This is a genomic window from Niveispirillum sp. KHB5.9, assembly GCF_048066115.1.
Taxonomy (GTDB): domain Bacteria; phylum Pseudomonadota; class Alphaproteobacteria; order Azospirillales; family Azospirillaceae; genus Niveispirillum.
The window spans coordinates 11,708-32,057 of the sequence record NZ_JBLTYX010000001.1; the positions used below are offsets into that span (position 1 = coordinate 11,708).

The following is a 20,350-nucleotide window of genomic DNA, read 5'->3' on the forward strand; positions in this document are numbered from 1 at the left end:
TCAGTATGGAAGCGCCCTCGTTCCCGCTTTCTCCACCGTCACCCCGGCGAAAGCCGGGGCCCAGTACTGAGCGGCGTCAGCCGCGACATGAGTCATATCGGCGCTATCGCGCCTTACGCTGGGCCCCGGCTTTCGCCAGGGTGACGGTGGATGAGGCTGGAATGTCGGGAGACGCCACATGACCACCCTCACACAACCGGTGCCGGCAGCAAGCGCCCGGCTGCCCATCCTCCCCCTTCTCCTGATCCTCTTCCCCCTCCTGCTCTCCGCTTCCTTCCTGGTCGGACCGGCGGACGTACCGGCGGGTGAGCTGCTGTCGGGCCTGTTTTCCGACCAGACCAGCCCCGCCGCCCTGATCGCGCGGGAAATCCGGCTGCCGCGCGCTCTGCTGGGGGCGCTGGTGGGTGCCGGGCTGGGCATGGCGGGGGCGGCGTTGCAGGGCTATCTGCGCAACCCGCTGGCCGAACCGTCGCTGATCGGCGCGTCGTCGTCCGCCTCGCTGGGGGCGGTGCTGGCCATCTATTTCGGGCTGTCGGCGACGGCACCGCTGGCCCTGCCGCTGGCGGGGATGGCGGGGGCCGCACTGGCCATGGGGTTGATCCAGGGGCTGGCGGGGCGGGATGCGTCGGTGCTGATGCTGATCCTGGCAGGCCTGGCGGTGCAGACGCTGGCAGGGTCGCTGACGTCGCTGGCGCTCAACCTGGCGCCCAATCCGCATGCGGCACTGGAGATCGCCTTCTGGCTGCTGGGTAGCCTGACCGACCGGACCAACGACCATCTGCTGGTCTCCGCACCCTTCATCCTGGCCGGCATCATCGTGCTGGGCGGCAGCGGGCGGGCGCTGGATGCGCTGGGGCTGGGGGAGCGCACGGCGGCCAGCTTGGGCGTGGATCTGAACCGGCTGCGCTGGCGGGTCATTTCCGGCACGGTGCTGGCCGTGGGGGCGGCGGTGGCGGTGACGGGCAGTATCGGGTTCGTCGGGCTGGTCGTGCCGCACCTGCTACGCCGGGTGACGGGCAACCAGCCGTCGAAGCTGCTGTGGCCATCGGCGCTGGCCGGGGCTTGCCTGCTGATCGCGGCGGATATCATGGTGCGTCTGCTGCCCACCAATGACGAATTGAAACTGGGCGTCGTGACCGGTTTGATCGGCGCGCCCTTCTTCTTCCACCTGCTGCTGAAAACCAGGGAGCGGATGCGATGAGCCTGCTGACGGTCCGGAACATCAGTGTCGCGCGCGGTGGCCGGCCCGTGCTGGACAAGGTCGATCTGTCCATCGGCGCCGGGGAATGCGTGGGCCTGATCGGGCCCAACGGGGCCGGCAAATCCACCCTGCTGTCGGTGATGGCCGGGCTGCTGCCAGCCCAGGGCGCGGTGGCGCTGGACGGCAAGGCGCTGGGCGACTGGCCGCGGGCGGAGCGGGCGCGGCGCATCGGGTTTCTGGAACAAGGCGCCACCTGCCATTGGCCGCTGACGGTGGAGCGGGTGGTGACGCTGGGCCGTCTGCCGCATGCCAGCCCGTGGGGGGGTGAGTCGCCCGCCGACCGCGCTGCCATCGACCGCGCCATGGCACAGTGCGACGTCACACAGTTCGCCAGCCGCAACGTCACGACCCTGTCGGGCGGGGAGCGGGCGCGGGTGATGCTGGCCCGCGCGCTGGCCGGTGATCCCGCCGTGCTGCTGGCCGATGAGCCGGCGGCGGGTCTGGACCCGTACCACCAGCTGCAGGTGATGGAACTGCTGGCCGAACTGGCGGCGGGTGGCATGGCGGTGGTGGTCGTGCTGCACGACCTGACGCTGGCTTTGCGTCACTGCACGCGGCTGTGCCTGCTGGATGAAGCGGGCCGTGTGGCGGGCGATACCGGGCCGGAGGCGCTGCTGGACTCTGGCGCGCTGGGCCGGGTCTATGGGATCGAGCTGGTGCGCGGCGGGCATGAGGGGGCGCCGTTCGCGCTGCCTTGGAAACGGCTTTCGGTGGAGAGCCGGGCGTGAAGGGCGAACTGACCCTGGTGCTGGGGGGCGCGCGGTCGGGCAAGAGCCGGATGGCGGAAAGCCTGATCACCGGTCTGCCCGGCCCCTGGACCTATATCGCCACGGCCCAGGCCTTCGATGAGGAGATGCGCGAGCGCATCCGCCATCATCGCGGTGACCGGGGTGAGGGCTGGGTGACCATCGAGGAACCGATGGATCTGGTGGGGGCGCTGACCCGCGCCGATGCCGCCGGGCGGCCCGTGCTGGTCGACTGCCTGACCCTGTGGCTGACCAACATCATGCTGGAGGGGCGCGACGTGGCGGCGGAAAGTGCCCGGCTGCTGGATATGCTGGGCCAACTGGCGGTGCCGGCCGTGATGGTCGGCAATGAGGTCGGGCTGGGCATCGTGCCCGACAACCGCCTATCGCGCCTGTTCCGCGATCATGCCGGCCGGCTGCACCAGGATATCGCGCGCGTCGCGGACAAGGTGCTGTTCATGGCCGCCGGCCTTCCCATGCATCTGAAATAAGGAGCGATCCATGGATCCCGTCGTCACGCCGGAGGAGGCGGAGCGCCACAAGGCCAAGATGCAGAAGCGCAAGGCCCTGATGGATCGCCGCATCGCGGAGCGCCAGAACGAGAAGGGCCTGCTGATGGTCCATACCGGGCCTGGCAAGGGCAAGTCCACGGCGGCCATCGGCCTGATGGTGCGCGCCGCCGGCCACGGGTTCCGCGTCGGCTTCATCCAGTTCATCAAGGGCGCCTGGGCGACGGGCGAACAGGTGGCGCTGGAACGGTTCGAGGATCTGATCGAGCATCACGCCATGGGCGAGGGCTTCACCTGGGAGACCCAGGACAAGGAGCGCGATATCCGCGCCGCCCGCCGCGCCTGGGACAAGGCCTGCCAGATGATGGCCGACCCGCGCTATCGCCTGGTGGTGCTGGACGAGATGAACATCGCGCTGCGGTACAATTACCTGCCGGTGGAAGAGGTGGTGGCGACCCTGGTATCGCGCCGGCCCGACCTGCATGTGCTGGTCACCGGGCGCAATGCCAACCCGATGCTGATGGAGGCGGCCGATCTGGTGACGGAGTTCCAGGCGGTCAAGCATCCGTTCAGTGCCGGTATCCGGTCGCAGGCGGGGATCGAGTTCTGATGGCGGGCCGGCCGCGCGCCCTGATGATCCAGGGGACCGGGTCGGACGTCGGCAAGTCGCTGCTGGTGGCGGCGCTTGCCCGCGCCTTCGCCAATCGCGGCCTGTCGGTGCGGCCGTTCAAGCCGCAGAACATGTCCAACAATGCCGCCGTCACGGCGGACGGGGGCGAGATCGGGCGGGCGCAGGCGTTGCAGGCCCGCGCCGCACGGGTGCCGCTGTCGGTGCATATGAACCCGGTGCTGCTGAAACCGCAGAGCGATGTCGGTGCGCAGGTCATCGTGCAGGGGCGCATGCTGGGCACGGCCAAGGCGGCGGAATATCAGGCGCGCAAAGGTGAGCTGCTGTCGGCCGTGCTGGACAGTTTCGCGCGGGTTGGTGACGGCGCCGACCTGGTGCTGGTGGAAGGGGCGGGCAGCCCGGCGGAGGTCAACCTGCGCGCCCGCGACATCGCCAATATGGGCTTCGCCCTGGCGGCCGAGGTGCCCGTGGTGCTGGCGGGTGATATCGACCGGGGCGGGGTGATCGCCAGCCTGGTGGGCACGCATGCCGTGCTGGACGATCGCGACCGGGCGGCCATCAAGGGCTTCATCATCAACAAGTTCCGGGGCGATATCAGGCTGTTCGATGATGGCTTGACGGAGATCGAACGGCGTACAGGCTGGCGCGGGTACGGGGTGGTGCCGTTCCTGCCGGCCGCCGCCAAGCTGCCAGCCGAGGATGCGGTGGTGCTCGACCATTGGCGCGACGGACCCGGCAAGGGGCTGCGGGTGGCGGTGCCCATGCTGTCGCGCATCGCCAATTTCGATGATTTCGATCCGCTGCGCCTGGAACCATCGGTGTCGGTCACCATGGTGCCGCCGGGACGGCCGCTGCCGCTGGATGCGGACCTGATCATCCTGCCGGGCAGCAAATCGACGATCGCCGATCTGGCCTTTTTCCGCACCCAGGGCTGGGATGTGGATCTGCACGCCCATATCCGGCGCGGCGGCCGGGTGCTGGGTATCTGCGGCGGATACCAGATGCTGGGCCGCACCATCGCCGATCCGGGCGGGATCGAAGGGCCGGCGGGGGCGGTGGACGGTTTGGGCTGGCTGGATGTGGACACGGTGCTGACCGGGTCGAAAGTGCTGAAGCCTGTTAGTGGCAGGGGCGTGGCGGGAGAGGGCGCCTTCACCGGCTATGAGATGCATGTCGGCGTGACGACCGGGCCGGGGCGGGATCGGCCGATGCTGCATCTGGACGGGATGGGGCCGGAAGGGGCGGTGTCGGCCGATGGGCGCATCGCCGGCTGCTATATCCACGGGCTGTTCGGGGCGGATGCGTTCCGGGTGGGGTTCCTGGCCGGGTTCGGGCAGGCATCCGGTCTGGCCTATGAACTGTCGGTGGACGCGACCCTGGATGAATGTGCAGCCGGGGTGGAGGCGGCGCTGGACGTGGACGGGCTGCTGGCCTTGGCGGGGTGAGAATGGCGTCGCGGGCCTTTCCCTTCCCGTCATCCCGGCGAAAGCCGGGACCCAGGGGCCAAGCGCCCGACCGGTCCGCCATATTCACCGACGCGGCGTTGAGGTTTACCCTGTGGCCCCTGGGTCCCGGCTTTCGCCGGGATGACGGGTTAGGTGGTATTGGGGCCTTACAGCAGTGCCCAAACCGACGCCAGAACCCACATCAGCCCCAGCGCCCGGATGTAAAGCCGCAACGCCGCCTCGATATCGCCCGCCGTGACATCGGCCCTTCCATCGCCCATCCAGTGGTCATCCACGACATGACCGGCATAACGCCTCGGCCCGGCCAGCCGCAGGCCCAGGGCACCAGCCATGGCCGCTTCCGGCCAGCCGGCATTGGGGCTGCGATGCTTGCCGGCGTCACGTTTCACCGCCGCCAGGGCCGCCCCCATGCGGGGCCCGGAGGCCAGGGCCAGCAGCAGGGTGGTCAGGCGGGAAGCGGGCAGGTTGACCAGATCGTCCAGGCGGGCGGCGGCCCAGCCGAATGCCTCATGCCGGGGCGTGCGGTGGCCGATCATGCTGTCGGCGGTGTTGATGGTCTTGTAGGCGAGCAAGCCGGGCAGGCCGCCCACGGCCAGCCAGAAGGCCGGCGCCGTGATCCCATCGGAGAAATTCTCCGCCAGGCTTTCGATGGCGGCACGAGCCACCCCGGCCTCGTCCAGGCTTTCCGGATCACGGCCCACGATATGCGCCACCGCCGAGCGCCCGCCGGCAAGGCCACCGTCGCGCAGACCAACAGCCACGGCCTTGACGAAGCGGTAGAGGCTGCGCTGGGCCAGCAGGGTGGAAGCGAGCAGCGCCAGAATCACCCAGCCATAGGGCAGGGACAGCAGCAGGGCCTGTACCACCCCGCCAATGGCGATGGCCCCGCCCACCAGGATCAGCACCGTGACGATCCCGCCCAGCCGTTTCACCAGGACGGAACCCCGGTTCAGGCGGCGATCCAGGGCGGAAATGATGGCGCCGATCCAGGTCACGGGGTGACGGATGGCGCGATAAAGCGGGTCGGGATAGCCGAGAACGGCTTCCACGATCAGCGCACAGAGCAGCAGGGGCGGAAAAATCTCCATGATGGAACAAGGTGATAGCATGGATGTCCACGGCGCGCAGCCCCATGGCGGCGATCTGGGCCGGATGGCGGCCCTGTTCCCCGATGCGCCCCGGCCCTGGGTGGACCTGTCCACCGGCATCAATCCCTGGCCCTATCCGCTGCCGGAACTGGACCCGGCGCTGTGGAGGCGGCTGCCGTCGGCGGCGGACGAACAGGCGTTGAAGCAGGCCGCCATGAGTGCTTATGGCATCACCGATCCGGATGCGATCCTGGCGGCGCCGGGGTCGCAGGTGCTGATCAGTGGCCTGCCCTTCCTGCGGCCGGCGGGGGCGGATGTGGCCATTATCGGCCCGACCTATGGCGAGCATGCGCCGGCCTGGGCACGGGCGGGGCATGGGGTGCGGATGATCGCCGATCTGCCGTCGCTTGAAGGGCCGTTGCCCGATGTGCTGCTGCTGGTCAATCCCAACAATCCCGACGGGCGCACATATGATCCGGCCCGGCTGCTACCCCTGCTGGCGGAAATATCAAGGCGAGGCGGATGGATGGTCGTGGATGAGGCGTTCTGTGACCTGCGCCCCGATCTGTCGCTGGCATCCCATGCGGGGGGGGAGGGGCTGATCGTGCTGCGGTCCTTCGGCAAGTTCTATGGGTTAGGGGGATTGCGGCTGGGGTTCCTGCTGGGGCCGGCGGACATTATCCGTGCCATGGCGGCGCGGCTGGGTCCCTGGGCGGTGGCGGGGCCGGCGCTGGCGGTGGGGGCGGCGGCATTGGCGGATGCGGACTGGCAGGCGATGGCGCGGAACAGGCTGGCGACGGCCACGGCAACGGTGCTGAGTCTATATCTAAAGGGTGGGTTCGAGCTGGTTGGGGGGACCGATCTTTTCACCCTGGTCCGCTGCGATCGGACCCGTGATCTGTTTACCATGCTGGGCCGGGCCGGGCTGTTGGCACGGGCGTTTACGAACTGTCCCGGTCTGTTCAGGTTGGGGCTTCCCCCCGATTCTGTCACGTTCGACCGGCTGGCCTTTGTGCTAATGCGCTGAAAACGCATGGTCCTGCCTATAATCTATGCAGAATCCGCGATGGTTTGACATGTTTCGTTACAAATTATAAGCTGTTAACGTCCTGTTAAGCGCGGGTTCGTGACGGCGCTTTACAGAATTGGCACCATCCCTATCATCGAAATCGGTCTAGTCCAAAATGCCTAGACTGTTGGCATAGCCGTGCGTTGAGGGAAAAGAGCCGATGGCGGTAGCGGAATTGACGGCACAGGATGCCAGCCTGACGGCCATGCGGCTGATGGCGTCCGGCCGCATGCGCGACGCACGGGAGATGCTGGAAGGTGCGGTCCGGCGCTTTCCCTCCGATATCTCGCTCTGGCTCAATCTGGCGGTGGCCAACCGGGTGGGTGGTGATCTGAGCGCGGCGATGGTCGCCCTGGACGGGGCCCTGCGCGCCGATCCGCGCAGTTTCCTGGCGCTGCTGATGCGGGCGAGCATCCTGGAGGCGCAGGGGCAGAAGCGGCAGGCGGCCCAGGCCTATGGCGCGGCGCTGACCCAATATTCCCCGCACAGCCATTATGACGAGCCGACGCGCCGCGCCATTGCCCGCGCCCAGCAGGTGCATGACGAGTATATGCGGGACCTGGAAGGCAGCCTGCGCGGCGCCGTCGCCGGTCTGTCCAGCCCGCGCGGATCGGCGGAAACACGGCGCATCGACCAGATGGTCGACCATCTGCTGGGCAAGCGGAAGGTCTATACCCAGAAGCCCACGCATTTCCACCTGCCGGGCCTGCCGTCGATCGAGTTCTTCGATCGCGAGGAATTCCCCTGGCTGTCGCGGCTGGAGGGGGCAACGCGCGATATCCAGCGCGAACTGGCCGGCCTGCTGGCCGATCCGGATCAGTCATCGGCCGTGCCCTATATCCAGTATCCGGACTGGGCGCCGCTGGACCAGTGGAAGCCGCTGAACCATTCCCCCCGCTGGAGCGCCTTCCACCTGCTGGAACGGGGAGAGCCCGTGCCGGCCAATGCCGACCGCTGCCCCGTCACCATGTCGGTGCTGGCCGACATGCCGCAGCCGCGCGTGCCCAAGCGGTCGCCGGTGGCCATGTTCTCCCTGCTGAAGCCGCGCACCCGCATTCCGCCGCACCATGGTGTGGCCAATACGCGGCTGGTGGTGCATCTGCCGCTGGTGGTGCCGGCCGATTGCGGCTTCCGTGTCGGCAACGAGACGCGGGAATGGAAGGTCGGCCAGGGCTGGGTGTTCGACGACACGATCGAGCATGAGGCCTGGAACAACAGCGACGAGCTGCGCGTCGTCCTGATCTTCGACATCTGGCATCCGTATCTGACCGAGGTGGAGCGCGAAGCCTATGCCCGCATCATGACCAGCATGGACGCTGCGACGGGCGACGTGGCGGAGAGCGGGCTGTAGGGGGGGGCTCCAACCATACTCACCGTCATTCCCGCGCACGCGAGGTCTCTCGTGTAACTCCTGGGCACCATCGTTGCCACCCTCGCTACCGTCACCCCGGCGAAGGCCGGGGCCCAGATCACGGGCGCTTCGCTCTACGACTTGGGCCCCGGCCTTCGCCGGGGTGACGATGGATATTGCTGGGACCCTTACAGCACAAATGTGCGCGAGGATGACGGTGGAGAACGTTGCACCGAAGGTCCCCACACAGGAAATCCCCAAAGCCCCACTTTGACCATCCTGCAATCTCCCATTATATGATCGATCATATCGATAAATGGGAGGAAGCGGATGCGTGCGACGGGAATGAAGACCCTGCTGGCGGCGGCACTGCTGCTGGGCCTGTCGGGTTGCGCCACGGGCGGGGCGGGGACGGGCAAGGCGGAGTCGGTCTGGCGGCCGGCCTGGGCGCTGGCGCCGCTGCCGCCGGGCGATACGCCCACCTATGACAGGCAGACGGTGCGCCAGACCCTGGTGCTGGATGCTGGCGGGCAGGCGCTGCGCCTGCGCTTCACCAATGAGCTGGGCACGCAGCCCGTGGGTTTCGGGCCAGTGCGTGTGACACCCCTGGATGATAAGGGACAGCCGGCGGGGCCGGCCATCGCCGTCACCTTCGGCGGCAGCGTCAATGCCGCCCTGGCCGTGGGTGCACCGCTGCTGAGCGACATTGTGGCGCTGCCGGTGCGCAAGGGGCAGGGGTTGGCCCTGTCCATCCATTATCCCGGCCCCGCCATCGTCGCCGGCCATCGGCCGCAGGTGGAGGTGGCGGCGGGTGACCAGACCGGACAGCCCGGTGCGCTGCCGGGGGCGGAGGTGAAGCGGTCGCCCAGCCCGCTGGCATCCGTGGAGGTGCTGGGGGCGCCGGCCCCCGTGCTGGTGGCTATCGGCGACAGCATCACGGAGGGCGATGTCACCCATCAGGCACCGGGCGGCACCTATCCGCGCCGGCTGTCGGCGCATCTGGCGGCACGCGGCGGCAAGGCGGCGTCGACCATCGTCCTGAACCAGGGCATCGCCGGCAACCGGCTGCTGCGCCCCAACGCAGGGGCCAACATGCTCGCCCGGTTCGAGCGCGACGCCCTGGCCCAGAACGGCGCCACCGACATCGTGCTGCTGATCGGCATCAACGATATCGGCAACGGGTCGATCAAGCCGGGCGAGGAGGTGACGGCGGAGCAGGTGATCCAGGGCCTGTCGCAGCTGCGCGACCGGGCCCAGGCCAAGGGGCTGCGCATCCATGCCGGCACCCTGATGCCCTATGAGGGGGCGAAATATTTCCGGCCGGGTGGAGAGGTGCTGCGACAGGCGGTGAACACCTGGATTCGCTCGCCCGATGCCAAGTTCGACGGGGTGGTGGATTTCGACAAGAGCATGCAGGACCCGGCCCATCCCACCCGCCTGCTGCCCGCCTATGATATCGGCGACAATCTGCACCCCAGCGAGGCGGGGTACGAGGCCATGGCCATGCTGGTGGAGAAGGCGCTGTTCGGGCGCTGAGGCGCGGCGGTCCCTAGCTCGGGCCGAAACCAAGCGGGAACCGACCGTCCCACATGCCGGAATGGCGGGCGCGGGTGCGGCGTGCTATGGGTTCGCCCACAAAACAGGGCCGGCAAACGGCCCCGCAGGCAATCCATAAACACGCCCCCGGGATGGCACGCCAGAAATGACCGTCAGCGTATTCGACCTCTTCAAGATCGGGGTCGGGCCCAGTTCGTCGCACACGATGGGCCCGATGACCGCCGCCTTCCGCTTCGGTGAACGGGTGGGGGCGGCGGGCCTGCTGCCCCAGGTGGCCCGCGTCACCGTCACGCTCTATGCCTCGCTGGCATTGACCGGCAAGGGTCACGCCACCGACCGCGCCGCCATCGTCGGGCTGGCCGGGTTCCAGCCGGCGACCGTCGATCCGGATGAGAGCGACCGGCTGGTCGCCGGGATCGAGGCGGGGGCGAAACTGCATTTCGCCGGCCGGCAGCCGGTGGAATTCATACCCTCGCGCGATATCCTGTGGCGGGGCGGGGAGAGGCTGACCTTCCATCCCAACGGCATCCTGTTCCACGCCTATGACGCGGCCGGAACGGAACTGGCCGGCCGCACCTATTTCTCCGTCGGTGGCGGGTTCGTCGTGGATGAGGATGAGGCGCGGTCCAACCAGCCGGCGGAGGCCGGGCCCGGCATGCCGCACCAGTACCGCACGGCGGACGAGCTGATCCGGCTGGCCGACGGGCGCGACATGAGCATCGCGCAGCTGGTCATGGAGAATGAGGTGGCGTTGATGCCGGAAACGGATGTGCGCGCCGGGCTGGACCGTATCTGGGCCGCCATGGATGCCTGCATCGAACGCGGCATGCGCCAGGGCGGCACATTGCCCGGCGGGCTGAATGTCCGGCGGCGGGCGGCACGGCTGCATGAGGAGTTGCTGGCCAAGCGCGAGCGCATGCTGACCGACCCGCTGTCGGCGCTGGACTGGATCAATCTCTGGGCCCTGGCGGTGAATGAGGAGAATGCGGCGGGCGGCAAGGTGGTGACCAGCCCCACCAACGGGGCGGCAGGCATCGTGCCGGCCGTGCTGCGCTATTACGACCGGTTCTGCCAGGGCACGGCGGCGGGAAGGCACAATTTCCTGCTGACCGCGGCGGCCATCGGCGGGCTGTACAAGCGCAATGCCAGCATTTCCGCCGCCGAGGTGGGCTGCCAGGGGGAGGTCGGGGTGGCCTGCTCCATGGCGGCGGGCGGGCTGGTCGCGGCGCAGGGCGGCAGCAATGCCCAGATCGAGAACGCGGCCGAGATCGGCATGGAGCACAATCTGGGCCTGACCTGCGACCCGATCGGCGGGCTGGTGCAGATCCCTTGTATCGAACGCAACGCCATGGGCGCCATCAAGGCCATCGACGCCGCCCGTCTGGCCCTGATGGGGGATGGTACCCACCATGTCTCCCTGGACCGGGTGATCGAGACGATGCGGCGCACCGGGGCGGACATGTCCGAGCGGTACAAGGAGACGTCGCTGGGCGGGCTGGCGGTGAACCTGCCGGAATGCTGATCAGCCGTAGGTCGGGGTGAGCGGCAAGCGAACCCCGACCTACGGGCGATCACTTCCCGTCCCGGCCTTTCTTTCGGCTCTTGCGCTGCAGCCAGACGAACAGGCTGAACAGCAGGCCCGCCCCGACAAAGGCGGCGAAGACGGCGCCGCGCCCGGCCGTGGGCAGCGGCGCCAGCATTTCCGTGGTGCGGAAAGTGGCATAGGTCAGGGCGCCCAGGCCCAGCGCGGCCGCGATCAGCACCAGGATGAAAGGCCGCATCGCCGCCCCCTCAACCAAACCAGGACAGGTCGGCGCCGATGGCGCGGTTCTCCGCGATGCCATAGGCCAGGTAATGCAGCACCGGGTTCACGCCGGCTGCGGCCACATCCGGGTTCAGGGTCAGATAGGCCTGCGGATTGAAGAAGGGGGAGGCTGCCCGCCCCTCGCTCATGCCCAGGCGCAGCCAATGGTCCAGCAGGGCCGCGTCATTGCTGCCGAAGGCCGCCGCCAGGTCGGGATTGTGGCCGGCATAGTAATCGGCATCGAAGAAGGCGCTGGGCGACCGCCCCTCCGCCTTGCCATAGGCCGCCCAGTGCGCGGCGCCGGAGGTGAAGGCGCCGGCCGTTACGGCCGCCGCCACGTCCGGGTTGGCCGCCAGATAGATTTTCTCATCCACCGGGTTGGACAGCAGCGTGCGGCTGACGGCATGGGTGAAAATGGTGCGACTGCCCAGGATCAGCACCTCCACGCCGTCCGTGCGGTCGATGCTATCGGGACCGGTCACGATAGCGGTGCCGTCGGCGGCGATGCTGGCCGTTCCGCCCGTGAACAGGGCCACGTCCAGGCCCGTCCCGCCAGACATCGTGTCATTGCCCAGGCCGCCGTCGAACAGGTCGTTGCCGGCCAGACCGGTCAGGACATTGCCCCGGAAATCGCCATAGACCCGGTCGGTTGCCGCCGTGCCCGTCACGTTGGGCTGGCGGTCGTCCAGATCGACCAGGGGCAGGCCGGCCGTGCTTTTCACCGTCCAGCCCAAATCCTTCAGCACGGCCAGGTCCAGCCGGCCGATTTCCCAGCGGTTCAGCTCGTAATTGCCGAACTGGTACATGATGCCGCGCGTCACCGGCTGATAATCGATATTGCTGTTGCCGTAATGGTCGGATTGGTTGGCCAGCGGCAGGCCTTGCGGCCCCAGCAGCGCCTTCACGGCGTCGCCCGTGAAATAATTGACACCGTTGACATTGGTCAGCTGGCGGGTGAACTCGACCTTCGCCGCCGGCCAGTAATAGAAACCCAGCCCGTGCAGGATCTCGTGCGTGGCGATGGAGACGAAATCATGCTGTCCGGCGGGCAGGGCGGGGGTGGTGTCGGCCCGCGGGTTGGGGTCCAGCCAGACGGGGAAACCGTAATTGCGGATCGTGCCGTCGCGGCCCAGATAGATGGTGAACACCGTGTCGGCGGTGGCCCCGTTGGGATCGACACCCGTCCGCGCCTCCGCCAGGGTCACCAGGCTGCCGGTGCCGGCCGTATCGAAGGTGACGCCGGGATTGGCGGGCAGGATGCCGTCGACATTGGGATAGGGGTGCTGGGGATCGTCTGCACTGCGGATGCGCACCTGCACGTCCAGGCTGCCCTGCCAGTCCAGATAGCGGGCCAGCTGGCTGATGGCGAATTCCGTGCCGCTGCGGATCAGGGCGATGGAACCGGAAACCAGGTTGCCGGGATTGTCGATGGTGACGGTGAAGGCGTTGGACATGGGGCCGGACATCCCTAGATGGCTTGCCCTGTTTTGTGACGCAAAAGCCGGCCGGGGGCAAACCATCGTCCGTGACGGCGTCTGGATATGGCGCGCCTATCTGCCGCCCTGCGGCAATATTCCGATTGAGCATACAGGATGATGCATGCGCGATCGCATGTGCTGTGCCAGGATCGGCACGTATGAATTGTTATAAATTTTCATATATCATAGGATAATTGCATCCCATTTACATGAAAACCGCGAGGCCTCCCTGCATGACGACTCTGACTGGTTCGGATGGTGCGGACACGCTTCTGGGCGGCAGCAACGATTATGTGGATGGTCGGGGCGGGAACGACACGATCCGCGGGGGCCTGCATAATGCCGAAACGCTGGTCGGCCGTGATGGCGATGACAGCATCGTCGGCGGTGCGGGGGGAGCCAGCTACCTTTATGGGGGAGCTCAGTTCTCCTGGGAAAGCTCCTTCTTCGATACCGGCAACGACACGCTGATCGGTGGCGATTATTACGATTCGATCGTCGGCGGTGCTGGTGCGGACAGCCTGATCGGCAATGGGGGCGACGACTATATGGTCGGGGGCGTCAGCAGCAACGCCACCAGCCTTTCCTCCGATGGTGCCGACACGCTGCGGGGCGGCGACGGCAACGATTTCCTCTACGGCAATGCCGGTGACGACCAGCTCTACGGCGAGGCTGGGGATGATCTGCTGCGCGGGGATGCTGGCAACGACACGCTGGACGGTGGCGCCGGCAACGACCTTGTCAATTTCGTCCATACCGGCGCCACCTTCACAACCGGACTGACACTGGACATCTCGGGCTTCGTGTCGGGCGGCACCTCCACCATCAAGGATGCGTTCGGCAATACCGACACGCTGATCGGGGTGGAACGGATTAATGTGTCGGGTTCATCCCTGAACGACACGATCACGGGCAGCGCCTATGCCGACCGGCTTTTCGGAGAGGGTGGTAATGACAGCATCACCGGCGGGGCGGGCAACGATTATCTGGAGGATTTCAGAGGCAACAACACGCTGAGCGGCGGCGACGGGAACGATACGATCCTGGCGTACGATGGTGACAGTATCCTGGATGGCGGCGACGGCAATGACAGCATCAGCGCGGCCGGCGATGACATGTCGACCATCGCCGGCGGCGGCGGGGATGATTTCATCGAGGGCGGCGTGCTTGTGGACGGGGGCGCGGGCAATGACAAGATCATCCTGTCCGGAGCTGCGACCCTGACGGGAGGGGCCGGGCGCGACCAGTTCCTGGTCACGGAAGGCGTCTCCTATTTCGATTTCGTCGCCGGCATCTACGACATCACGGACTTCGCGGCCGGGCCCGGTGGCGACCTGCTGCATATGAGCGTGATACTGGAACTGGCGCCCGGCTATTGGGAAGGCGATCCGGTCGCGCAGGGATATCTGCGCTTCCTGCAAAGCGGTGCCGACACGCTGGTGCAGATCGACAAGGACGGGTCGGGCACGGCCAAGGACTTCACCACCGTCATCCGCCTGCGCGGCGTGACGGCCACGGCCCTGACGTCGGAGAACCTCAACTACGGGCAGCCTTCCGGCACGGACTTTCCCGGACATGTTTTTGATGAGTGGGAGACCCTGAACGGTGCATGGGGAACCTACGGCGCCGACGTCATGCAAATCCATGACGCCTATAGCGGAGAATGGGGCCTTAGAGGGCGGGAGGGAGCGGACTCCCTCACCGGCTGGTACGGCTCGGACCGTCTGGAGGGTGGCAGCGGACCCGACACGCTCCACGGCAGCATTGGCGGGGACTACCTATACGGTGGCTTGGGCATCGACACGGCCGTCTACCGCTTCGTCAGCAGCAATCCGGTCTTTAGCACGAGTACCCCCATAACCTTCATCGTCGCCCCGGCGGATGCCAACGGCGACAGCACTCAGCGCTATACAATCGGAACGGGCAGCGCGACGGACTACCTCGACTCAATCGAGATCGTTTCCGTCGTTGGCGGCCTGGCCGATGACCGGCTGACGGGGGATGCGCGGCCCAATATCCTGGAGGGCGGGACGGGGGCCGACCTGCTGGCGGGGATGGCAGGCAATGACACGCTGGCCGGGGATGCCGGCGACGACCTGCTGGCCGGCGGGGAGGGCGACGACCGCATCATCGGCGGGGCCGCGCTGGACGTGGTCCGCTTCGATGCCCGCTTCGCCGAGGTTGCCATCACCATGGGCCAGGATGGACGGGTCACGGTGAAGGCCAATGCGGGCACCCAGGGCACCGACAGCCTGTCGGGCGTGGAGATCCTGCGCCTTTCCGACCGCGTTATCCTGCTGGACGGGGTCGACGGGGTCAGGGCCGGCACGGGCTCGGCCACAGGCTTCGGCGAGGCGGCGTACCTGGCCGCCAATCCCGACGTGGCGGCGGCCGTGCGGGCAGGCGTCTTCACCAGCGGCACCGCGCATTACGAGGCCTTCGGCCGGGCGGAGGGAAGGCTGGTCAATGCCACCTTCGACAGCGCCTATTACCTAGCGCAAAATCCCGACGTGGCCGCCCTGGTCCAGTCCGGTGCGCTGCGCAGTGCCTACCAGCATTTCCTCCAGAACGGCCGGACCGAATGGCGGGCCCCGGCGGCCGACCGAGACTATGATGGCGGCCTCTTCAGCGAGAAATACTACCTTTCCGCCAATCCCGACGTGGCAGCGGCAGTGACGCAGGGTGCCTATCGCTCGGGCCTGCAGCACTACACGCTGTTCGGGAAGGCGGAGGGGCGCCTGGCATTCCCCAAGGCCGATTTCGACCTGGCCCTGTTCGATGAGGGCTATTATCTATCGCAGAACAGCGACGTGGCGGCGGATATCGCCGCCGGCCGCGTGTCCGACGGGTTCGAGCATTTCCTGCTCCAGGGGCGAACGCAGGGGCGCGATCCCAATGCCCTGTTCGACACCGACTGGTACCTCTCCCATAATCCCGACGTGGCGGCGGCGCTCCGGTCCGGCGCCATCACCAGCGCCTTCGGCCATTATCTCGTCAATGGGGGGCGGGAGGGGCGCGACCCGTCAGCCTGGTTTGACAGCTCGGCCTATCTGGAGGCCAATCCCGACGTGGCGGCGGCCGGCATGAACCCACTGCTGCACTACCTGATCGCCGGCGGGGCCGAGGGCCGGGCCATCCAGGCGGCGGACACTGGGCTGTGGCTGTAGCTTATCCCAACACAAGCCGCAGGGCGCGGTCGGGGCCGCGCCCGTGCGGCTGCCATTGGCGGGGATAGCCCAGCGACACCTCTTCGAACCGCACACCGTCGCGCCAGTGGGTGCCCGGCACATGCAGATGGCCATGGATGCAGGCGGCGGCGCGGAAGCGCAGGTGCCAGTCGGTGGTGGCCACTGTGCCGCACCAGGGGCTGAAACGCGGGATGCGGCGCAGCGTCACCAGATCGGCGCGCAGCGGATAATGGTTGATCAGGACGCTGCCCATCCCCGTCGGCAGTTCCGCCGCCAGCCGCGCTTGCGTCCAGGCGACGCGGGCCGCGCACCAGTCCTGGCGAGTGGGGTAGGGGGCGGGTGACAGGCGTCGTTCATCGGCGCTGCGCAACCGCTTCTCCCACGCCCAGTCCAGCACGCGGTCCAGCGGCACATCGTCGGGCCGGAAGCTGTAATCATATCCCAGGAACATGGGCACCAGCAGCAGGGGGCCGCCCGGCCCCGGCCAGACGGGATACTCATCCTCCGGCGTCACCACGCCCCGGGCGCGGGCGATGTCCACCAGCGCCCGGTACTTGGCCTCCCCGCCCAGCGGGCCGTCGGGGGTATTGGTCGTCCACAGCTCGTGGTTGCCCGGCACCCAGATCAGGTGCTTGAAGCGGCGGGACAGGCTGTCGAAGGCGCGGGCCAGGTCGTCGGGCCGTTCGGCCACGTCGCCGGCCAGGATCAGCCAGTCATCGCCATGGTCATGCAACCGTTCCAGCGCTTCGCTGTTAGCGGACAATGACAAGTGCAAATCACTGATCGCCCATAGCCGCGGTGCGCAGTCCCCGTATTCGTTCGCAACCTGCAGCCGCATGGTGAATTCCACCTGGAAATGCTAAACTCGCAACTAGTTTGCGGCGGAGGGAAGGTTTGGGCAACGCGGTTGGGCCAACATACAACTGGATGCCGGCCATGCGTCGGCCCATCCGGTATGCGTTGGCGTTTTTCTGCGCGCTGCTGGGCCTTTTCACCCTGGCGACTGTCGCCAGGGGAGAGGAAGACCCCGCTGCCGCCTATTGGAACGCGCGGGCCGAGGTTCTGTTCGAGCGGATCGGCCGTGTGGCCGGCATGCCCAGCGATATCGTCACCGCCATCGTCCAGGACCGGGCCGGCTTCATCTGGGTCGGCACGCCCGTGGGGTTGACCCGTTTCGACGGCTACCGGTTCCGGGTGTTCCAGCCGGACAGCCGCGACCCCAGCTCGCTTCCCGACGGTTATATCAACGCCCTGCATGTCGACCGGCGCGGGCGGCTGTGGGTGGGCACCAACAATGGCGGCGTGGCCCGCTTCATCCCGGAGACGGAAAGCTTCGCCCGCTATCCGGCCGGGCCCGGCGGTCTGGCCCATCCCACCGCCTACCGGTTCGAGGAGGATGCGCGCGGCGACATCTGGGTGGCCCTGCGCTCCGGTCTGGCGCGGCTGGATGCCGATACCGGGGCGGCGGAGAATTTCCGGACCCAGGATGCGCGCAATGATGGCCTGCCCGGCAACGTGGTGCTGGACCTGCTGTTCGACACCACCGGCATGCTGTGGGTGGCGACCGACCAGGGGCTGGCCGTACGCCGGCCGGGCCATAGCGGGTTCGAGCCGGCGCTGGAGGTGGTGTCGCTGCCGTCGCTGTCGCCCGACACCCCCATCTCCACCCTGTTCATCGACGGGCGGGGACGGATATGGATCGGCACGCGCGGCGGTATCGTCGTCTGCCATGACCCGGCCACGGGCATCGCCCGGTCCTTCGACATGGCCCGCGCCGAGGGACGGATCGCCGACCGGCCGCATGTGCGGGCCATCCAGGATCTGCGCGTCGATGGCGATCCGCGCGACCGCATCTGGGTGGCCACCGATCCCGGCGGGCTGGTGGAGCTGGATGTGGAGAGTGGGGCGGTGCGGTCCATCCACCATGACCCGGCCGTGCTGGCCAGCGTCAGCAGCGATGCGGTGCGCAGCCTGCTGCGCGACCGGTCGGGTCTGATCTGGGTGGCGACCTGGGGCGGCGGCATCAGCGTCCACAATCCCGCCAACCAGGGCGTGCTTTCCATCTTCTCCTCCCCCTCCCAGCCGGAAAGCCCCAGCGAGCCGCAGGTGCGCTCCGTCATGGCGGCGCGCGACGGCAAGGTCTGGCTGGGGTTCGAAACCAGGGGCATCGACATCATCGACCCCGTCGCCCGCACAAGGCAGCGGCTGGTCCCCGGCCAGGCGGCGGCGACGGGCCTGCCGCGCGCCAATGTCCTGGCGCTGGCGGAGGATGGCGAGGATACGGTCTGGATCGGCACGCAGCTGGGCCTGTCGCGCTACAGCCGCGCCACGGGGCAGGTGCGGCCCGTCGATCTGCCGGGATCGGTGGCGGGCCAGCCCATCCACGCCATCCTGGTGCGCGACGGGGAATTATGGCTGGCCACCGAGGGGCTGGTGCGGTTCAACCCGCGCAACGGTGCCGTCACCCAGTTCCGCCACGATCCCGACGATGCCACGACCCTGGCCGATGACCGGGTGCGGGTGCTGGCCGCCAGCAATGACGGGCGCATCTGGGTCGGCACCCATCGCGGCCTGCATCTGGTCGATCCCGACCGGGGCAGTGTCCGGCGCGTGCAGAACCGGTCCTGGGACTGGTCGTCGCTGGCCCATAATTACATCACCGGGCTGATCCATGACCGGCAGGGACGGCTATGGGTGGGCACGCTGGGCGGCGGGGTCAGCGTCCTGACCAGCGATCTGGCGGACGAGCGCTACCGCTTCACCACCCTGTCGCAGCGCCACGGCCTGCCCGGCGACAGCGTGCAGGCCATGGTCATGGACGAGGCCGGGCAGATTTGGGTCAGCACGGAGGACGGCCTGGCCCGCATCGACCCTGAAACCCGCGCCATCAGCGCCATCGGCTGGGATGACGGGCTGGCGGTGCGCGGCACCTGGGTCGGGTCGGCGGCGCGGCTGGCCGGTGGCGAGCTGCTGTTCGGCGGGCGGGAAGGGCTGACCCTGGTGCGGCCGGACGCGCTGCGCCAATGGGCGTTCCAGCCGCCATTGGTCCTGACCGATATCCGCATCGACAATGAACCGGTGCCCGCCGCGGCATTGAACCTGGCCCCCCTGCCCAATGAGGCCGCGAAGGGCGGGGCGGCCAAGGCCCGTCCGATGACGCCGGCCGCCGTCACCATGCCGGCCGGTGCCCGGACCCTGACCGTGGGCTTCGCGGCCCTGGATTATGCGGGGCCGGCCAGCCTGCGTTACAGCTACAGCCTGGAAGGGTTCGACAAGGGCTGGGTGGAGGTGGATGCGCTTGGAAGGCTGGCCACATATACCAACCTGCCGCCCGGCACCTATGCGCTGCGCCTGCGCGCCACCAACAAGGAGGGCGTGTGGGTGGCGGCCGACCGCATGGTCACCATCGATGTCCTGCCCGCCTGGTACCAGACGGGGCTGGCGCGGGTGGGGGCGGTGCTGGCCGTGCTGGCCATCCTGGGGCTGGTGATCCAGGCGCGCACCGCCGCCCTGCGCCGGCAGCGGCGATGGCTGGAGCAACTGGTGGCCCAGCGCACCCAGGATCTGGTCAATGCCAATGCCGAGCTGGCGCGGCTGGCCAGCACCGACGGGCTGACCGGCCTGTTGAACCGCCGCCGGTTCGAGGAGATGGGGCTGGCCGAGATCGACCGCGCCCAGCGCTATGGACGGCCGTTCAGCCTGTTGCTGGTGGACCTGGACCATTTCAAGCTGGTCAATGACAATCACGGCCACAATGCCGGCGACGCCGTCCTGCGCGCCGCGGCCCAGCGCGTGCTGAACGCCGTGCGCACCACCGATGTCGTCGCCCGCTATGGCGGGGAGGAACTGGCCGTGTTGCTGCCGGAGACGGAGGAGGCGGAGGCCCAGGTGGTGGCCGAGCGCATCCGCCAGTCCATCGGCGGCCGGCCCATCGATTTCGACGGCATGCCCATCCCCGTGACCGCCAGCGTCGGGGGTGCCCAGTACAGCGCCGGCGATGACAGCCTGGCCATACTGGTCGGCCGCACCGATGTGGCCCTCTACCGTGCCAAGCAGGGTGGGCGTGACCGCGTGCAGTTCAGCGAACGCGGCGGGACCATGGGCTGCACCCCGCCGCAAAGCGTGGTGAATTGATTTTGCGCCCTCAGGTGCCGGGCGCCGCCATCTGGCGGCTTGGCTTGCGCGACCATGGGGTCGCGGGCCGG

Annotated in this window: 15 protein-coding genes; 11 read left to right on the forward strand and 4 right to left on the reverse strand. The window is 68.0% G+C overall.

Annotation, left to right across the window (positions count from 1 at the left end; translation table 11 throughout):
* Positions 1-178: 178 nt before the first annotated feature.
* From ACM9HJ_RS00045 to ACM9HJ_RS00065, 5 genes are read left to right on the forward strand one after another with little or no spacing between them, the layout of a single operon-like run.
* Positions 179-1,201, forward strand: coding sequence for a FecCD family ABC transporter permease (locus tag ACM9HJ_RS00045; RefSeq protein WP_416569612.1), 1,023 nt, complete (start codon positions 179-181; stop codon positions 1,199-1,201).
* Complete coding sequence (locus ACM9HJ_RS00050; RefSeq protein WP_416569613.1) at positions 1,198-1,989, forward strand: ABC transporter ATP-binding protein; 792 nt, start codon at positions 1,198-1,200, stop codon at positions 1,987-1,989. Before ACM9HJ_RS00045 ends, ACM9HJ_RS00050 begins: the two co-directional genes overlap by 4 nt.
* Positions 1,986-2,498, forward strand: a complete 513-nt coding sequence (gene cobU, locus ACM9HJ_RS00055) for a bifunctional adenosylcobinamide kinase/adenosylcobinamide-phosphate guanylyltransferase (RefSeq protein ID WP_416569614.1) — start codon at positions 1,986-1,988, stop codon at positions 2,496-2,498. The genes ACM9HJ_RS00050 and cobU overlap by 4 nt, the downstream gene beginning before the upstream one ends.
* Positions 2,499-2,508: 10 nt before the next feature.
* On the forward strand, positions 2,509-3,126 hold the full coding sequence (cobO, locus tag ACM9HJ_RS00060) for a cob(I)yrinic acid a,c-diamide adenosyltransferase (protein WP_416569615.1): 618 nt from the start codon (positions 2,509-2,511) through the stop codon (positions 3,124-3,126).
* Positions 3,126-4,589: a cobyric acid synthase gene (locus tag ACM9HJ_RS00065; RefSeq protein WP_416569616.1), complete on the forward strand. Its 1,464-nt coding sequence runs from the start codon at positions 3,126-3,128 to the stop codon at positions 4,587-4,589. Before cobO ends, ACM9HJ_RS00065 begins: the two co-directional genes overlap by 1 nt.
* A gap of 167 nt (positions 4,590-4,756) precedes the next feature.
* Here the strand turns inward: ACM9HJ_RS00065 and cbiB are convergent, their stop codons facing one another.
* Positions 4,757-5,698 carry an adenosylcobinamide-phosphate synthase CbiB gene (cbiB, locus tag ACM9HJ_RS00070; protein ID WP_416569617.1) on the reverse strand — a complete coding sequence of 314 codons (942 nt, stop codon included), beginning with the start codon at positions 5,696-5,698 and terminating at the stop codon, positions 4,757-4,759.
* A gap of 19 nt (positions 5,699-5,717) precedes the next feature.
* Between cbiB and cobD the strand changes: the two genes are divergently transcribed.
* From cobD to ACM9HJ_RS00090, 4 genes are all read left to right on the forward strand, one after another.
* Entirely contained in the window at positions 5,718-6,725 is a 1,008-nt protein-coding gene (gene cobD, locus ACM9HJ_RS00075; RefSeq protein ID WP_416569618.1) for a threonine-phosphate decarboxylase CobD, read from the forward strand.
* Between the two features lie 202 nt (positions 6,726-6,927).
* Positions 6,928-8,118 (forward strand): aspartyl/asparaginyl beta-hydroxylase domain-containing protein, encoded by a 1,191-nt coding sequence (locus ACM9HJ_RS00080; RefSeq protein WP_416569619.1) that lies wholly within the window; start codon positions 6,928-6,930, stop codon positions 8,116-8,118.
* A gap of 330 nt (positions 8,119-8,448) precedes the next feature.
* The gene (locus tag ACM9HJ_RS00085) at positions 8,449-9,654 is read left to right on the forward strand and encodes a GDSL-type esterase/lipase family protein (protein WP_416569620.1); all 1,206 of its coding nucleotides are present in this window, start codon (positions 8,449-8,451) and stop codon (positions 9,652-9,654) included.
* Positions 9,655-9,820: 166 nt separating this feature from the next.
* Positions 9,821-11,197 (forward strand): L-serine ammonia-lyase, encoded by a 1,377-nt coding sequence (locus ACM9HJ_RS00090; protein WP_416569621.1) that lies wholly within the window; start codon positions 9,821-9,823, stop codon positions 11,195-11,197.
* 49 nt (positions 11,198-11,246) lie between these two features.
* On the opposite strand, the gene ACM9HJ_RS00095 is transcribed toward ACM9HJ_RS00090, so the two are convergent.
* The gene (locus ACM9HJ_RS00095) at positions 11,247-11,456 is read right to left on the reverse strand and encodes an LPXTG cell wall anchor domain-containing protein (RefSeq protein ID WP_416569622.1); all 210 of its coding nucleotides are present in this window, start codon (positions 11,454-11,456) and stop codon (positions 11,247-11,249) included.
* Between the two features lie 10 nt (positions 11,457-11,466).
* Positions 11,467-12,933: a hypothetical protein gene (locus tag ACM9HJ_RS00100; protein WP_416569623.1), complete on the reverse strand. Its 1,467-nt coding sequence runs from the start codon at positions 12,931-12,933 to the stop codon at positions 11,467-11,469.
* Between the two features lie 257 nt (positions 12,934-13,190).
* On the opposite strand from ACM9HJ_RS00100, the gene ACM9HJ_RS00105 reads away from it, so the two are divergent.
* Positions 13,191-16,124 carry a calcium-binding protein gene (locus ACM9HJ_RS00105; RefSeq protein WP_416569624.1) on the forward strand — a complete coding sequence of 978 codons (2,934 nt, stop codon included), beginning with the start codon at positions 13,191-13,193 and terminating at the stop codon, positions 16,122-16,124.
* A gap of 1 nt (position 16,125) precedes the next feature.
* Here the strand turns inward: ACM9HJ_RS00105 and ACM9HJ_RS00110 are convergent, their stop codons facing one another.
* Positions 16,126-16,983, reverse strand: a complete 858-nt coding sequence (locus ACM9HJ_RS00110) for a metallophosphoesterase family protein (protein WP_416569625.1) — start codon at positions 16,981-16,983, stop codon at positions 16,126-16,128.
* A 98-nt stretch (positions 16,984-17,081) separates the two neighbouring features.
* Here ACM9HJ_RS00110 and ACM9HJ_RS00115 point away from each other — a divergent pair, with 98 nt between their 5' ends.
* A complete protein-coding gene (locus ACM9HJ_RS00115; RefSeq protein WP_416569626.1) occupies positions 17,082-20,279 on the forward strand; it encodes a two-component regulator propeller domain-containing protein in 3,198 nt (1,065 codons plus the stop codon).
* Positions 20,280-20,350 lie beyond the last annotated feature (71 nt).

Coding starts and splice junctions, on each gene's coding strand:
- ACM9HJ_RS00090 (WP_416569621.1), top strand. CDS start 9,821: ATGACCGTCAGCGTATTCGACCTCTTCAAGATCGGGGTCGGGCCCAGT.
- ACM9HJ_RS00080 (WP_416569619.1), top strand. CDS start 6,928: ATGGCGGTAGCGGAATTGACGGCACAGGATGCCAGCCTGACGGCCATG.
- ACM9HJ_RS00115 (WP_416569626.1), top strand. CDS start 17,082: ATGCGTCGGCCCATCCGGTATGCGTTGGCGTTTTTCTGCGCGCTGCTG.
- ACM9HJ_RS00095 (WP_416569622.1), bottom strand. CDS start 11,456: ATGCGGCCTTTCATCCTGGTGCTGATCGCGGCCGCGCTGGGCCTGGGC.
- ACM9HJ_RS00065 (WP_416569616.1), top strand. CDS start 3,126: ATGGCGGGCCGGCCGCGCGCCCTGATGATCCAGGGGACCGGGTCGGAC.
- ACM9HJ_RS00050 (WP_416569613.1), top strand. CDS start 1,198: ATGAGCCTGCTGACGGTCCGGAACATCAGTGTCGCGCGCGGTGGCCGG.
- cobO (WP_416569615.1), top strand. CDS start 2,509: ATGGATCCCGTCGTCACGCCGGAGGAGGCGGAGCGCCACAAGGCCAAG.
- ACM9HJ_RS00100 (WP_416569623.1), bottom strand. CDS start 12,933: ATGTCCAACGCCTTCACCGTCACCATCGACAATCCCGGCAACCTGGTT.
- ACM9HJ_RS00110 (WP_416569625.1), bottom strand. CDS start 16,983: ATGCGGCTGCAGGTTGCGAACGAATACGGGGACTGCGCACCGCGGCTA.
- cobD (WP_416569618.1), top strand. CDS start 5,718: ATGGATGTCCACGGCGCGCAGCCCCATGGCGGCGATCTGGGCCGGATG.
- ACM9HJ_RS00045 (WP_416569612.1), top strand. CDS start 179: ATGACCACCCTCACACAACCGGTGCCGGCAGCAAGCGCCCGGCTGCCC.
- cbiB (WP_416569617.1), bottom strand. CDS start 5,698: ATGGAGATTTTTCCGCCCCTGCTGCTCTGTGCGCTGATCGTGGAAGCC.
- ACM9HJ_RS00085 (WP_416569620.1), top strand. CDS start 8,449: ATGCGTGCGACGGGAATGAAGACCCTGCTGGCGGCGGCACTGCTGCTG.
- ACM9HJ_RS00105 (WP_416569624.1), top strand. CDS start 13,191: ATGACGACTCTGACTGGTTCGGATGGTGCGGACACGCTTCTGGGCGGC.